Source organism: Desulfuromonas carbonis (assembly GCF_054658035.1).
The window spans coordinates 1-14569 of sequence record NZ_BAAHXR010000001.1; the positions used below are offsets into that span (position 1 = coordinate 1).

The 14569-nt window shown below is 60.2% G+C and carries 12 protein-coding genes; all 12 read right to left on the reverse strand.

The window, feature by feature from the left end; translation table 11 throughout:
* The coding region (gene hypF / locus ACYQ8E_RS00005; RefSeq protein ID WP_459859757.1) for a carbamoyltransferase HypF at positions 1-2130 on the reverse strand (2130 nt) is incomplete at its 3' end.
* Positions 2131-2322: 192 nt separating this feature from the next.
* Positions 2323-4071 carry an SLC13 family permease gene (locus tag ACYQ8E_RS00010; protein ID WP_459859759.1) on the reverse strand — a complete coding sequence of 583 codons (1749 nt, stop codon included), beginning with the start codon at positions 4069-4071 and terminating at the stop codon, positions 2323-2325.
* 345 nt (positions 4072-4416) lie between these two features.
* Complete coding sequence (locus tag ACYQ8E_RS00015) at positions 4417-5802, reverse strand: sigma-54-dependent transcriptional regulator (RefSeq protein WP_066729734.1); 1386 nt, start codon at positions 5800-5802, stop codon at positions 4417-4419.
* Between the two features lie 244 nt (positions 5803-6046).
* On the reverse strand, positions 6047-6478 hold the full coding sequence (locus ACYQ8E_RS00020; protein ID WP_066726541.1) for an acyl-CoA thioesterase: 432 nt from the start codon (positions 6476-6478) through the stop codon (positions 6047-6049).
* Positions 6479-6514: 36 nt separating this feature from the next.
* Entirely contained in the window at positions 6515-6718 is a 204-nt protein-coding gene (locus ACYQ8E_RS00025) for a 2-hydroxymuconate tautomerase family protein (protein WP_066726540.1), read from the reverse strand.
* 158 nt (positions 6719-6876) lie between these two features.
* The gene (gabD, locus tag ACYQ8E_RS00030; protein ID WP_066726538.1) at positions 6877-8349 is read right to left on the reverse strand and encodes an NADP-dependent succinate-semialdehyde dehydrogenase; all 1473 of its coding nucleotides are present in this window, start codon (positions 8347-8349) and stop codon (positions 6877-6879) included.
* 64 nt (positions 8350-8413) lie between these two features.
* Positions 8414-9568: an iron-containing alcohol dehydrogenase gene (locus tag ACYQ8E_RS00035; RefSeq protein ID WP_459859760.1), complete on the reverse strand. Its 1155-nt coding sequence runs from the start codon at positions 9566-9568 to the stop codon at positions 8414-8416.
* Between the two features lie 50 nt (positions 9569-9618).
* The gene (locus ACYQ8E_RS00040; protein ID WP_066726532.1) at positions 9619-10272 is read right to left on the reverse strand and encodes an ABC transporter ATP-binding protein; all 654 of its coding nucleotides are present in this window, start codon (positions 10270-10272) and stop codon (positions 9619-9621) included.
* Positions 10265-11047 carry an ABC transporter ATP-binding protein gene (locus ACYQ8E_RS00045; RefSeq protein ID WP_066726530.1) on the reverse strand — a complete coding sequence of 261 codons (783 nt, stop codon included), beginning with the start codon at positions 11045-11047 and terminating at the stop codon, positions 10265-10267. The genes ACYQ8E_RS00040 and ACYQ8E_RS00045 overlap by 8 nt, the downstream gene beginning before the upstream one ends.
* The gene (locus ACYQ8E_RS00050) at positions 11044-11991 is read right to left on the reverse strand and encodes a branched-chain amino acid ABC transporter permease (protein ID WP_066726527.1); all 948 of its coding nucleotides are present in this window, start codon (positions 11989-11991) and stop codon (positions 11044-11046) included. Before ACYQ8E_RS00050 ends, ACYQ8E_RS00045 begins: the two co-directional genes overlap by 4 nt.
* Positions 11991-12887 (reverse strand): branched-chain amino acid ABC transporter permease, encoded by an 897-nt coding sequence (locus tag ACYQ8E_RS00055; protein WP_066726526.1) that lies wholly within the window; start codon positions 12885-12887, stop codon positions 11991-11993. The genes ACYQ8E_RS00050 and ACYQ8E_RS00055 overlap by 1 nt, the downstream gene beginning before the upstream one ends.
* Positions 12888-12953: 66 nt before the next feature.
* Entirely contained in the window at positions 12954-14270 is a 1317-nt protein-coding gene (locus ACYQ8E_RS00060; RefSeq protein WP_066726522.1) for an ABC transporter substrate-binding protein, read from the reverse strand.
* Between the last annotated feature and the right edge of the window lie 299 nt (positions 14271-14569).

Below are 14569 nucleotides of genomic sequence, written 5' to 3' on the forward strand. Positions count from 1 at the left end.
GTTCTGGAACACCCCGCCGGAGAGGGCGACCCGTTCCAGGCCGCTGGCATTGCGGAGCAGGGCGCAGACTTCCGCCACCATCCAGGCGAGGGTGGTGTGAAAGCGGCTGCTGATAACTCCGGCCGCGACCCCGGCCTGCAGATCGGCGACGATCCCCCGGGTCAGAGCAGCCGGATCGAAGATCAGCCTCCCCTCCTCTTCCCGCACGTCATAGGGATACCCCTCGACCGCGCCGGGAACGGCAGCCATCTCCAGTTCCAGCGCCGCCTGCCCCTCGTAGCTGACCCGGTCGCGAATCCCGGCGAGCGCCGCGACGCCATCGAAGAGGCGGCCGCAGCTCGAGGTCAGCGGCGCGTTGAGTCCCTGCTCGATCATCTGCAGATACAGGGGTAACTCAGCCGCAGGAATCCGCTTCAGCAGCGGCAGGTCCGGCAGTTCTCGGCCGTAGGCCTGATAGAGGAGGCTGAGAGCCATCCGCAGCGGCTCGCGGGTGGCCGCATCGCCGCCGGGCATCGCCAGCTCGCGAAAGTGCCCGACGCGGCGGAATCCCTCCGCATTGCCAACCAGAAACTCCCCGCCCCAGATACGGCCATCGCTGCCGTAACCGATGCCGTCAAAGATCACCCCGATCGTCTCCTCTTCGACCCCATGTTCGGCCAGGCAGCTGACGAGATGGGCATGATGGTGCTGCACCGCCAGCCGCGGCAGCGGTTGCGCCTCGGCGAAGCGCGTCGACCAGTAGTCCGGGTGGAGGTCGTGGGCGACGAGCTGCGGCGTGACCCCGAGCATCTGCTGCAGGTGATCGATGGTGGCGGCAAAGGAATCCTGCACCTCCTCATGCTGCAGGTCACCGATATGCTGGCTGAGAAAGGCGCGATCCTCCTGGGTGAGACAGATCGTACTCTTCAGCTCGGCGCCGAGAGCGAGCAGAGGGGGCTGCGACCGTGGGAGAAAGATGCTGCGCGGCACGTAGCCCCGGGAGCGGCGCAGCAGCACCGCCTGCCCGGCCATGATGCGGGCGATCGAATCATCGCAGCGGGTCTCGATCTCCCGATCGTGGCCGAGGATGGCATCGGCGATCGTTTCGAGCCGTTCGCCAGCTTCACCGTCACGATAGACGATCGGCTCGTCGCTGCGGTTGGCGCTCGTCATCACCAGCGCCGGGAAGGATGCGAGGAGCAGGTGGTGGAGCGGGGTGTAGGCGAGCATGACCCCGAAGTAGCGGTTGTGCGGCGCCACCTGCGGGGCAATATCATGCCCCGGCTTCTGGCGCAGCAGGACGATCGGCCGCTCCGGTCCAGCGAGGAGCCGCAGCTCGGCATCGTCCGCTTCGGCATAATCCAGCACCGCGCTGCTGCTGGCCGACATCAGGGCGAAGGGCTTTTCGTCCCGCGCCTTGCGGCGGCGCAGTGCGGCCACCGCCCCGTCGTTACCGGCATCGACGGCGAGATGGTAGCCGCCGAGCCCCTTGATAGCGACGATCCGCCCGGCACGCAGCAGCTCCACCGTCATCGCCAGCGGGTCGCCCGTCAGCCGGTTCCCGGAAGTATCGAGCAGTTGCAGCCGGGGGCCGCACTCCGGGCAGGCGTTGGGCTGGGCGTGGAAGCGCCGCGAGGCCGGATCGTCGTACTCAGCGCGGCAGTCGCGACACATGGTGAAGGCGGCCATGGTAGTGCGGGGACGATCGTAGGGGACGCCGGTGACGATGCTGTAGCGCGGTCCGCAGTTGGTGCAGTTGATAAAGGGATAGCGGTAGCGGCGGTCGGCGGGGTCGAGCAGCTCGGCGAGGCAGTCGGGACAGACCGTACTGTCCGGCGCAATCTGGGCCCCCAGGTCGGCACCAGCGGCGCTGGCGAGAATGGCGAAACCGCGCTCCCCGGTGGCGGGAATCTCCGCCAGTTCGAAGCGGCTGATCGCGGCAAGAGGAGGAATATCCGAACGCAGGCTCCAGAGAAACCCGGCGAGCTTGGGCAGGGGGCCTTCCGCCTCTACCGTCACGCCGCGGCTGTCATTGCGGACCCAGCCGCTGATCCCCCACTTGCGGGCGATCTGAAAGACAAAGGGGCGGAACCCCACCCCCTGGACGATCCCCTCGATGGTGATCCGCTGCCGTTGCATTGCTCGTTCCATGGCACCTCCAGGTCACCTCTTTTACCACCTCCCGCCGGCAAAAGGCAACGTTGACAGTAACCGGCGGACAGGATGGCAGCGAAGAATGATTCCCGGTAAAAAACCACGAAAAAAATGCCCCGTTCCCGGGGAGGCCGGAACGGGGCGAAAAGCCTGCCGGGGAAGCAGGCGCTAGGAGGAATCGGGCGCCGGCTAGCGGGGAAGGGTCGCCCAGGCCGGCAGTAAGTCGAGGACGACGTCAAAAACCGGGATCACCAGGGCATAGGTCAGGGCCACGGTGAGGATGACGCCGATGATATTCAGGCCGAAACCGCTCTTGACCATCTGCGGGATGGTGACGTAGCCGGAGCCGAAGACGATGGCGTTGGGGGGCGTCGCCACCGGCAGCATGAAGGCGCAGGAGGCGGCAATCGCCGCCGGGACGACCAGCAGCAGCGGGTTCTGGCCGAGGCCGATGGCGACCGCCGAGAGGATCGGCATCACCATCGCCGCGGTGGCGGTGTTGGAGGTCAGCTCGGTGAGAAAGATGATCAGGGTGGTCACCGCGATCACCAGCACCAGCACCGGCGCATGTTCCAACAGGCTGACCTGGCCGCCGATCCATTCCGCCAGCCGGGTCTCCTTGAAGCCGCCGGCCAGCGCCAGGCCGCCCCCGAAGAGGATCAGTACCCCCCAGGGCATTTTTGCCGCCCAGTGCCAGTCCATGACGAACTGGTTCTTTTTCAGGTTCACCGGGATCAAAAAGAGGAGCAGGGCACCAGTCATGCCAATGGCGGCGTCGGTAACGAGCTTCGGATTGGGGAAGAGGAAGCTGAGCTGACCGCGGAAAATCCAGGCCAGCGCGGTCAGACCAAAAATTAGGGCGGTCCAGCGCTCACCCGGGCCCATCCTTCCCATCGCCTTGAGCTCGGCAGCAATCAGCTCGCGGCCGCCGGGAACCTTCTTCAGCTTCATCGGGTTGGCGACCCGGGTCAGCCACAACCAGCAGAGCGGGAGGAGAATCAGCACCAGCGGGACACCGACCAGCAGCCAGCGGGCGAAGGTGATCTCGTAGCCGTAGGTCTTCTGCAGGTAACCGGCGAGAACGGTGTTGGGGGGAGTGCCGATCAGGGTCGCGACGCCGCCGATGGAGGCGGCGTAGGCAATGCCGAGCATCAGGTTGAGGCCAAAAGCGAACTTCTCGGGCGAAAAATCGATCTCGCGGTCGAGCCCTTCCTTCTTCCCCTCCTCGATGACATGGTTGATGATCGCCAGGCCGATCGGCATCATCATCACCGCGGTGGCGGTGTTGGAGACGAAGGCGGAGAGGACCGCGGTCGCCGCCATGAAGCCGAAGATCAGCCGCCCCGGCGAAAAGCCGACTACCTTGACGATATTCATGGCGATGCGCCGGTGCAGTTCCCAGCGCTGCATCGCCAGGGCAATAATGAAGCCGCCCATGAAGAGGAAGATCAGGTGATTGGCGTAGGGGGCGGTCGCCTGCTGGGTGCTGGTGATGCCGAGCAGCTGGAAGAGCGCGATCGGCAGCAGGCTGGTCGCCGGAATCGGCATCGACTCGCACATCCACCAGGTCGCCATCAGCAGGGCGACCGCTGCCATGCGTTGCCCCTCGACAGTCATTCCGGCCGGGGTCGGCAGCAGCAGCATGGCCAGGAAGAGGAGCGGACCAAGCCAGAGGCCGATTTTCTGGCGGCCGGTGTAGGCGCGCGGCTCTTCCTCCTGGACCCCGCCGGGACCGGTACTGATCCGCTGGATGTGCTCCGCCGGTGCTTCGTCCATTTCGTCGGCCTGGTCGATCTCCTCTTCGTGCCCTTCCTGCCGGGACTTGAACTGGAGATTCCTGCGCCCGATCCCCTTCAGCAGGGCCAGGGGGCTGAAGAGGAGCAGCCCCCTGGTTTCGTCGTGCCAGTACCAGAGACGGTTCCACATCGTCATCAACATCGTCGTTGCACTCCTCCCGGTTGCCCGGCGGGAAGACCCGTCGGAGAGTTTTAAAACCGCATTCCGGAAATAGCAACGGCGGTGCCAACCGCCAACGAAAATTATCCGCCGTGATCCGAGTGCGACAGACAGCGGCGCATTATCGAACGGTTATCCGGGAAATTCAAAATCCCGTTATCGACCAATTCGGTCACGATCCATCCCTTTGAATGCACTCAGCCCGAGGGTCGACTGGCCAATTTCGGCCGATTCCGGCGGAGGATCATGCTTTTACCGCAAACACCGATGGCGGCCCACCCCGCCAGGAATGGACCGCCACCGGTGTAGCAACGAAGGGGTTGAATGCTAATTATTCCCCTCCAGGCCGTACTTTTCCACCTTGTAGCGTAGCGTCCCGCGGGGCACGTTGAGCAGGCGTGCGGTCTTGGCGATATTGCCGCCGGTGATCTTCAGCGCCTTGCCGATCAGCTCCTTTTCGATCTCGCCGATCATCTCCTCGAGGAGAATCCCTTCCGGCGGAATCTCGTAGGCAAAGGGCGAGCTTTTCTGTGGGGTGCTGCCGAAGATCTCCCCCGGCAGAAGCTCGGGGCGGATCACCTCCTCGTTGGTCATGATGCAGATGCGCTCCACCACGTTGCGCAACTCGCGCACGTTGCCGGGCCAGTGGTAGCGCAGCAGCAGGTCGAGGGCGTCGCGGGAGACCTCGCGGATGCGCTTGTTGAAGTCGCGGCTGAAACGCTTGAGGAAATAGTCGAGGAGTGGCGGGATGTCGTCGCGCCGCTCCCGCAGCGGCGGGACATGGATTGGGAAGACATTGAGGCGGTAGTAGAGGTCTTCGCGGAAGGTCTTCTCCTCGATCGCTCTCTTCAGGTTGCGGTTGGTGGCGGCGACCACCCGCACGTCGATATCGATACTGCGCGCCCCGCCCAGGCGCCGGATCTTGCGATCCTCGAGTACCCGCAGCAGCTTGACCTGCAGGTTCATGTCCATCTCGCCGATCTCGTCGAGGAAGATGGTCCCACCGTTCGCCTCTTCAAAAAGCCCGAGCTTGCGACTCTTGGCGTCGGTAAAGGCCCCCCGTTCGTGGCCGAAGAGCTCGGTCTCGAGCAGGTTGAAAGGGAGCGAACCACAGTTGATCTCGATGAAGGGGCGGTCCTTGCGCGGCGAAAGGTTGTGGATGCCGCGGGCGACGAGCTCCTTGCCGGTCCCCGACTCACCGCTGATCAGGACGGTCGCCGTCTCGTGCTTGGCCACCTCGCGCACCTGGCGGTAGACCTGCAGCAGCGCCTCGCTGGCGCCGACCATGTCGGCCCCGGGGAGCCCTTTCTCCTGTCCGCCCCGCTTTAAGTGGCGCACCTCGCGGCGCAGGTTCTGGGTCTCCAGCGCCAGACGCACGATGAGGCGGATGGCGTCGGCCTTAAAGGGCTTCTTGATGTAATCGTAGGCCCCCATTTTCAGCGCCTCGACGGCGCTCTCCACGGTGCCGTACCCGGTGATGATGATCACCAGCACCTCCGGGTCGACCTCCCGCAGCGCCTTGAGGACGTCGAGCCCGCTCTTGCTGCCGAGGTTGAGGTCGAGCAGGACCAGGTCGATCTCCTCCTCGCCGACCTGCTTCAGGGCCTCTTCGCCACTCTCGGTGGAGATCGGGCGGTAGCCGTCCTCGGCGAGGATCCGCTCCAGGTTTTCGCGGATAAAGGCTTCGTCGTCGACAATCAGAATTTTTTCCATAAAAGCTCCAAGAAACTTTTCCCCGGCGGAAAACCGGCAGAAATCGAAGTATACAGGGCCTCGCTTCACCCCGACAAGAGAGAAAATGGCGAACCTCCGCCACAACAATACCATCCTTGGAGATACTGTGAGATTCAGGGAGTGGAACGGATGGAGGGAAACGAAAAGGGAAAACCAAAGCTGTGAGGGAGAGGCGAGGCCGGCCGGTGGGAGAGATCTCCCACCAGCCCCCCCGTGCAAACGCTCATATAGAAATTTTTTCGAGGGCTGCTCTGATGGCAGGTGGCAACGGAACCGGACGGTTCACTTGCCTATCGACAAAGACATGAACAAAATGACCATAGGCTGAGGCTGCCACCTCATCCTCTCGAAATATGGCAAGCCCGTAATGAACCGAGCTGTTTCCTAGCCGGTCAACACGAAGCCCGGCAACCAGAGCGTCCGGGTATCCCACTGGTGAAAGGTAATTGCACCCGGAATTGACGACATAACCGACGACCTGGGCCGAGTGAATATCGAACCCTGCGTTTTCAATCAGGTATCGGTTCACCACAGTATCGAAGTACGAATAATAGACGACATTGTTGACATGCCCGAACAGGTCATTATCCATCCAGCGCGTGGCAATGGGAAAAAACGCTTTGTATTCGGAGCGCTGTGGGCTTTTTGTGGTCATGCTGGAGTCCTCCGGGGGGGGGTATGCCCAAGCGAACTAGGGGCATTTCAAGCGTCTTGCGGTAACAGTCTCCCCGGCGATTCCCCAGTTGTCGGTCGCAATCTCTTCGATAACGACGACAGTGGTTGCAGGATTTTTTCCGAGAATATCGACTAGGAGCTTCGTAACCCCTTGGATCAATTCGGCCTTCTGCTCAGCCGTCGCACCATCCTGGGTGATTTTGATATTTACGAAGGGCATCGGCAAGTCCTCCACTTTTCGTGGTTAATGTGCCAATTCTGAATAGCAGTCAACCTTCTTGGCAGACCGGTTAGAGTTAATTTGCCAAAAGTGCGAGCCCTGGCCGGCAGCAAAGGAAATCCCCCGGCCAGCACTTTTAGCAGAGAGAAGCCTTACGTCTAATTCACCTTGCCGATTCCACCCATGCACAGGTACTTGATCTCGAGGAAATCCTCAATGCCATATTTTGACCCCTCACGGCCAGTCCCCGACTCCTTTACCCCGCCAAAGGGAGCGACGGTGGTAGAGATGAGTCCGGTGTTGACACCGACGATGCCGTATTCAACTGCTTCGGCAACGCGCCAGATGCGCCCGATATCCCGGCTGTAGAAATACGAAGCAAGACCAAACTCGGTGTCATTCGCCATATGGATCGCTTCCTCTTCGGTCTGAAAACGAAAGAGTGGCGCCACCGGCCCGAAGGTCTCCTCTTTGGCGATCAACATCCCCGGGGTGGCTTCGGCGAGCACGGTCGGCTCGTAGAAACTACCACCCAGGGCATGGCGCTTGCCGCCGGTCACCACCCGGGCACCCTTGGCGACGGCATCAGCGACGTGCTTCTCTACCGTCTCCAGTGCCCCCATATCGATCAGCGGTCCCTGCTGGGTTTCCCCTTTGAGCCCGTCCCCAACCGTCATCCTCCGCACCGCCGCCGCCAATTTTTCGGCAAAGGCGTCGTAGACCCCCTCCTGAACCAGGAAGCGGTTGGTGCAGACGCAGGTCTGTCCTGTGTTGCGGTATTTTGACACCATTGCACCTTCCACCGCGGCATCAAGATCGGCATCGTCAAAGACGATAAAGGGGGCGTTGCCCCCCAGTTCCATGGAGACCTTCTTTACCGTACCGGCGCAGGCCGCAATCAGCTGTTTGCCAACCTCGGTGGAACCGGTGAAGGTCAGCTTGCGCACTATTGGATTGGCGGTCAGTTCGCCGCCGATTTCGGCCGAGGAGCCAGTGACCACGCTGAAGACCCCCCGCGGGACACCGGCCTGCCGGGCGAGTTCAGCCAGGGCCAACGCTGAGTAGGGGGTGGCGGTAGCAGGTTTGACCACCATGGTACAGCCGGCAGCCAGGGCCGGGCCAGCCTTGCGGGTAATCATCGCCGAGGGAAAGTTCCAGGGGGTTATGGCGGCGCAGACACCGATCGGTTCTTTCAGCACTACAATCCGTTTGTCGGCCTGGTGCGGCGGGATGACATCGCCGTAGACACGCTTCCCTTCTTCGGCGAACCACTCGATAAAGGAGGCCGCGTAAGCAATCTCGCCCCTTGATTCGGCCAGCGGCTTCCCCTGCTCGGCGGTCATCAGCACTGCCAGGTCGTCCTGGTGCTGCAATAACAACTCATACCATTTGCGCAGGATATTCGATCGTTCCTGGGCGGTCTTGGCCCGCCAAGCGGGGAGAGCACGGTGGGCCGCCTCAATAGCACGCCGCGTCTCGGTGGCGCCCATTTTCGGGATGGTGCCGAGAATGGCATTGGTCGCCGGGTTGGTCACCTCCAGCGTGACACCATTGTCTGCATCCAACCACTCGCCGTCGATATAGCATTGCTGACGGAACAACCCCTGTTCTTTGAGCGTAATCGATGTCATACCGCATCCTTGTGAGAGATTCTGAGTACCAGCGTCCTGCCACTGCGGACCAGTGGTCGCTTCCTTACCAGGCATCCCGGTAAATCTGCAGGGCATCCTCGTATCCAACGTCTCGCGGGTTATTGACCAGAAGTCGAGTCTGCAGCATGGCGGCCTCGGCCAGCACTGGCAGTGCTTCTTTGCCAATTCCCACCTGATTCAACCGGGTTTCCAACTGGACGTCGACCATCAACTGCTCCAGTGCACCAATTAATCTGGCACCTGCGGCCAGATCGCTGGTGGTGCCGAGATCACTGAACAGCTCCCGGGCCAGCTCCGCGTACTCCCTGCTGGCGACCGGCAGGTTAAACCGCATCACGTGCGGCAGAACCAGGGAATTGCTTAACCCATGCGCGACATGATACTGCCCGCCAATCGGGTAGGCAAGGGCGTGAACCGCGCCGACCGGAGCATTGGCAAAGGCCTGCCCGGCAAGCAGGGCGCCGACCAGCATCTTGGAGCGCGCCCCAAGGTCATGCCCATTGGCGATTGCCGCCCGGATGTTTTCGAAGAGCAGCTTGAGCCCCTGCCGCGCCAAGGTATCCGAGATCGGGTTCTTCTTAACCCTGGTCGTATAGGCCTCGATGGCATGTACCATGGCATCGATTCCGGTCATGGCAGTGACCCGTGGTGGAAGTCCGACGGTCAGCTCAGCGTCAAGGATGGCAATATCGGGGAGCAGAAGCGGAGAGACCACCCCTTTTTTTTCGTTCTCTCCAGTCGTGACAATGGCAATCGGCGTCACTTCCGAACCAGTCCCCGCGGTCGTTGTCACCAGGATCAGTGGCAACCGTTTCCCCCGGGCGATTCCGACCCCGTAAATCTCGGCCAGACCCTGTTCCGAGTTGCTCAAAAAAGCAATCAGCTTCGCGACATCCATCGAGCTGCCGCCGCCGAACCCGATTACACCGTCGGCATTAAATTCCCTGGCCTGGTTCAAGGCGGCCATGATGTTATCGACCGGGGGGTCGGCCAGTACTTCGGCAAACACGCTTACCTCCATACCGCCGGTGCGCAACCCGGATTCCGCCAGTTCCAGCAGCCCAATTTTGGCAATTCCGGGATCGCTGACCAGCAGTACCCGGTGCATGCCAAGGCTGGCGGCAATTTCCCCCAATCGGGAAGTGACCCCGGGCTCATTGATGATGGTGGCGGTAGTTTGAAAAATGAAATTGTTCATGGCGTCATCTCCAGATCAGTCGCAGTCGCGAACCGACAGCCAGCAGAAATTCAGGAAAGTTTTTTTTCGACAACCTGGCCCCGTTCAATGACATAGAGCTTGTCGATCAGGCCGGCAGAGTGCGAATAATCCGACTCGGACAGCAGAACCGACAACCCTTCCGTCTTGAGAGTATGAAGAACCTCAGCCAGGCGCCGCGAGAGGGCCGGAGCGACCCCCTCAAAGGGCTCGTCAAGGAGCAGCAGTCGGGTGCCACACATCAGCGCCCGGGCCAGGGCGACCAGTTTCTGCTGACCGCCACTCAATTGCAGTGCCCTGCGGGAACGGAATCCCGCGACCTCGGGCATCAGTTCGTAAATCCAGGAGAGTCGTGCAGCGCTGTCGGGCAAACGTCCTGACCAGGCAGGAACCAGAATGTTCTCCTGAACGCTCAACTCCGGGATCAGCCGCCTGTCTTCCGGCATGTACCCGACGTGCATTTTCACCCGAACGTATGCCGGCACTTTTGCCATGTCTTGCCCACCGCAGAAGATCGAACCAGAGACTGGTGACATCAGTCCCATGGCGGTGCGCAACAGGGTGGTCTTGCCGGCCCCATTGCGACCAATCAGCCCGGCCAGTTTCCCCTCGCCGAGGTGAAGGGTCACATCTCGAAGGATCGGGGTTTTCTGGATATTGACATTAAGTTTGTCGATTTTAAGCATGATGGTGGTTCTCCGCCGGTTGTCGATGAAGTTCGGCACCGATGATGTATTCCCGGACATCGGGATGCTCCAACGCCTCAGCGGTAGGCGCATCGGCAATCACATGACCGTCATAAAAGGCAATCACCCGGGTCGCATAGCGGCTGATGATTTCCATATCATGCTCGACAAAAAGGCTGGCCGCTCCGGAACGGCCGACGGCGTTCATGACGGTGTCCATGAGCCCGAATTTTTCATCAATGGCGACCCCGCTGGTCGGTTCGTCCAGCAGCAGCAGCGCCGGCCGACCGACCATCGCCATGGCGATATCGAGAAGTTTCCGGACCCCTTGGGGGAGGGTTGCAACAACCGCCTCGGCGTATTCCTCGATACCATAATCGACAAGGGCCGCCCGGGCGGACTGCAGGGAGGCCTCCGTTTTCAGCGGCGCAAAACCGCCGAGCCGTTTCCCAGAAAGCATCCGGCAGGCAATCAGCATATTTTCCAGCACAGTCAGCTCCGGGAAGAGCTGGGCAACCTGAAAGGACCGGCAGATCCCGGTCCGCGTCACCTGCCTGGGGGAGCAGCCGTTGATGCGTTTACCCCGAAAGAGAATCTCCCCTTCGCTCGGCTTCAGATAGCCAGTCACCATATTGATAAAAGTCGTCTTGCCCGCACCGTTCGAACCAATGACGCCTACTACTTCGCTCTCATGAATGACCACATTGATGTTTGCGGCAGCGGTCACCGCACCAAAGCTTTTTGTCAATCCCCTGGTTTCCAGAATCGCCGTCATGATTGGTTACCCGACTTTTGTGCCGGCAGCAGCGACCAGAGCCCCTTCGGCAGAAAGAAAATAATCATCAGCAACACCCCGCCAAGGATCATCTGCCAACTATAGGGGGCAAGATCGAAAGCAAAGGTACGGATGATTTCAAAAATGAATGCCCCTATCAACGGTGCCGCCACGTGCGCGGTGCCGCCAAGAAGGGCAATAAAGACGAATTCGCCAGAAGTTGTCCAGAAAGCCATTTCCGGATCGACATGCCCGGCGGCCAGGGCCGTCAAGGCGCCGCCGACGGCAGCCAGGACCGCCGCAATTACATATTTCAGATAGATGATCTGCCGGGGGGACATGCCGAGATATTCAACCCGTATTTCATTCTCCCGGATCGCCTCCCCGGCGTAACCGAGGGGGGAGCGGACATAGCGATGCATAATCTGCAGAAGGACTATTGCCAGCATTACCGTCAGCAAATAGACCCAGGTGCCAAGACTCTCGGTCGCCGGGTGCCACCCGAACAGGCTGGCCTGCTCGATATTGAAACCATCGGTGCTGCCGAGGGCTACGCTTTTCACCAGGACTCCATAGAGAATCATCGAAAAAGCCATGGTCAGCATGGCGAAAAAAATGTCCCGATAGCGACTGAGGAGCAATCCGAGCAAGGCGCTCACCAACAATGCCACCAGCACGGAAATAACGAGCAGCAGTGCGACGTCGGTAATCGCCCAGCGGCTGCCGGCGATACCGACCACATAGCCGCCGAGACAGAAGTAAAGGCCCTGGCCAAAGGAGACCAGCCCGGTGCGCATCAAAAGCACCAGGCCGAGCACGACCAGTCCCTTTGCCAGAGCAACGGTGGTAATGAATCCGAGCCAGTTGGGAAATACGGCAGCCAGAACCAGCAGGACCGCCAGGGCGATCCATAGATTGCGTGAGGTCTTGTCAGGAATCAGCATCAGATTTTCCTTGCAGCAGCAACAACAAAGAGTCCCTGCGGGCGGACGGCCAGTACCGCAGCCATAACCCCGTAGATAACGAACAACTCGAATTGTGGAAAAGTATGCACGGCCAGGGCTCGGCAAAGCCCGACCAACAGGGCGCCGATTGCTGCGCCGCCGACACTGCCAAGACCACCGATAACAACCACCGCAAAGGCCAGAATAATGATTTCAATGCCGATTCCAGGCGCTACCGAGAGAGCCGGCGCAGTCAATCCCCCAGCGAGGGCTCCCAAACCGCTACCGATAACAAAGGTAACAATGAAGACCCGGTTGACATTGATGCCCATCGCCTGACTGATCTCCCGATCGTGAATGACGGCCCGTAACAGTTTCCCCTGCCGGGTCCGGTTGAGCGAGAACCAGAGGGCCAGACCGACCAGACCGGCGACCAGGATCAGGATCAAGTCATAGGTAGCGAAAGAGATCCCGCTGAGGCGGATTCTGCCAAGCAGGCTGTAGGGCTGATAGGCAAAATAGGCATCCACTCCCCAGAAAAGTTTGGTGACATCCTCGAGGATCAGCAGCACACCATAGGTCACCAGGATCATCACGACCTCGTCGCGCCCGTACATCCAGCGCAGCAGCCCCCGTTCGACGACCAGACCGGTCAGCATCCCGGCGAGAACCGCGCCACCGATAAAGAGGGCGAAGCTCCCCCAGGGGGGATGGCCGCCATTGAAGTACCAGCCGACCAGCGAGGCTGCCGTATAGGCACCAATGGCGTAGAGGCTGCCATGAGCCATGTTTAAAATCTTCATGACCCCGTAAACCAGGGTCAGGCCGGCAGCGACAATAAAAAGCCAGGAGGAGTAGACCAGACCGTCAATGAGTATGACTAGCAGTGTGTCCATGGATAAGACTCGCTCGGAAGTTTGATCCTGGAGGCGGGCGGCCCCCCGCCTCCAGGTGACTGCGGGTTATTTGCAGGGAGTCGCTTTCAGCGAAGTTTTAATCCATTCAGCACTGGTCACCCCTTCAGGCGGGTTGACACATTCGGCCGGGTACCGCTTGACGTTGTAGACTTCGGGCTTGCCACTCTTCTTGGTGTACTGGCCATAGACCATCTCCTGAACCGCCTGATGCCCGTTGCCAAGCGCCATGCGTACCGTTCCGCTCGGTGCCTCGAATTCGAGATTGGTCAGGGCGGCGGCAATCTGGTCCTTGTTCGGCTTGCCTGGTTTGCCGGCAGATGCCTTGTCGGCAGCGGTTTTCAACCCAAGTAAGGCCTGGGCCATCTTGTAGGAGGGATAGGTTGGTGGGGTACCGAAGCGGGCGATGTAGTTGGTACGAAACCAGTCATTAAGGGCATTGCTCGGAGCGAAAACCCCGAACGGTCCACGCCCGCCGAGTACTGTCCCTTCGGCAATCTGGTCAGAGAGACGATACATTGCCGTTTCTCCACAGGTAAAGACTCCAGTGTGATCTTCAAACAGGCCACGAGCGGCACCCTGCAAAACCAGCCCTTCCATATCACCGCCCCAGAAACTTGAATGGATGAATTGGGGATGGCTGACCATCAGGGCGGAAATTTCCGAACCGTACTGCCCGGCATAGATCTTCGGGAATTGCTCGGTCTTGATTTCAACGCCCAGCTTCAGAACCTCCAGCGCGCCCTTGAAGTCATTCCAGGAGTCCTGGCCCCAGGCGTAATTCTGGTTAATACCAGCCACCGACTTGAGATCGGGTTTGAGATCGAGAACGTAACGGGCGGCAGCCACATTGTCCATCGTCGAGGTGGGACCGGTACGGAAGACATACTTGTAGGCGTTCTCTTCGAAAACCCGCGGGGTACCACAATCAAAAAAGATGGTTAAGGCGCCGAGTTCCTCGGCAACTGGCGCGATCGCCAGGCAATCGCCGCTGGAGATGTAACCAATGACCGCATCGACATTCTTGCGCTGCACCAGGTTGCGGAACTCTCCGACCTGCTTGGTACCACCACCGGCCTCGTCGATGATGGTCGGGTCGATCGGCAGGCCAGCGACTCCTTTGCTGTTGTAGGGAGCTGGCAGAGTGCCATTGTTGATCGCCTCGATCACCAGTTCAGCGGCATTGCGCGCCGGCACTCCAAAGGGCCCTGCGGCTCCGCCGGAAAGGAAGGTGACCAGCCCGAGATTGAAGCTCCCCTCTTCTGCATCCGCTGCGGCGGGAAGGCCGATGAACAGGACAGGAAGCAGAAGCAAGCTTGCCAAACGAGACAGGAGACGTTTACCACTGTGAGTTCGCTGTACCATGTTTTCCTCCATGAGAACTGGGGCGCGCGGCCGTTGGTGGCGAAATTGCCGGCATCGGTCCTCGCACAATGCCAGGGGCGAATCCTTGGTGAGAGCCCCCTGAAAATAATCAATCAATGTTTTAGCAATGAGCGTGCCACCAATTCGAAATATTGCAACATCTTGTTTTTACATATAAAACTATATTTTTTTTGACTGACGCGAAAATGACTATTGCAAACATGCAATAGCCCACAGAATAAGGCGGGAGTGTCGGTGGGGATTTGGCCTTATTTATCGGGATGCTAGGGAGGGATTAT

What these genes read in the sequence shown, in the direction of transcription:
- ACYQ8E_RS00010 (WP_459859759.1), bottom strand. Translation starts at nt 4,071, where the DNA reads ATGTTGATGACGATGTGGAACCGTCTCTGGTACTGGCACGACGAAACC.
- ACYQ8E_RS00015 (WP_066729734.1), bottom strand. Translation starts at nt 5,802, where the DNA reads ATGGAAAAAATTCTGATTGTCGACGACGAAGCCTTTATCCGCGAAAAC.
- ACYQ8E_RS00020 (WP_066726541.1), bottom strand. Translation starts at nt 6,478, where the DNA reads ATGACCACAAAAAGCCCACAGCGCTCCGAATACAAAGCGTTTTTTCCC.
- ACYQ8E_RS00025 (WP_066726540.1), bottom strand. Translation starts at nt 6,718, where the DNA reads ATGCCCTTCGTAAATATCAAAATCACCCAGGATGGTGCGACGGCTGAG.
- gabD (WP_066726538.1), bottom strand. Translation starts at nt 8,349, where the DNA reads ATGACATCGATTACGCTCAAAGAACAGGGGTTGTTCCGTCAGCAATGC.
- ACYQ8E_RS00035 (WP_459859760.1), bottom strand. Translation starts at nt 9,568, where the DNA reads ATGAACAATTTCATTTTTCAAACTACCGCCACCATCATCAATGAGCCC.
- ACYQ8E_RS00040 (WP_066726532.1), bottom strand. Translation starts at nt 10,272, where the DNA reads ATGCTTAAAATCGACAAACTTAATGTCAATATCCAGAAAACCCCGATC.
- ACYQ8E_RS00045 (WP_066726530.1), bottom strand. Translation starts at nt 11,047, where the DNA reads ATGACGGCGATTCTGGAAACCAGGGGATTGACAAAAAGCTTTGGTGCG.
- ACYQ8E_RS00050 (WP_066726527.1), bottom strand. Translation starts at nt 11,991, where the DNA reads ATGCTGATTCCTGACAAGACCTCACGCAATCTATGGATCGCCCTGGCG.
- ACYQ8E_RS00055 (WP_066726526.1), bottom strand. Translation starts at nt 12,887, where the DNA reads ATGGACACACTGCTAGTCATACTCATTGACGGTCTGGTCTACTCCTCC.
- ACYQ8E_RS00060 (WP_066726522.1), bottom strand. Translation starts at nt 14,270, where the DNA reads ATGGTACAGCGAACTCACAGTGGTAAACGTCTCCTGTCTCGTTTGGCA.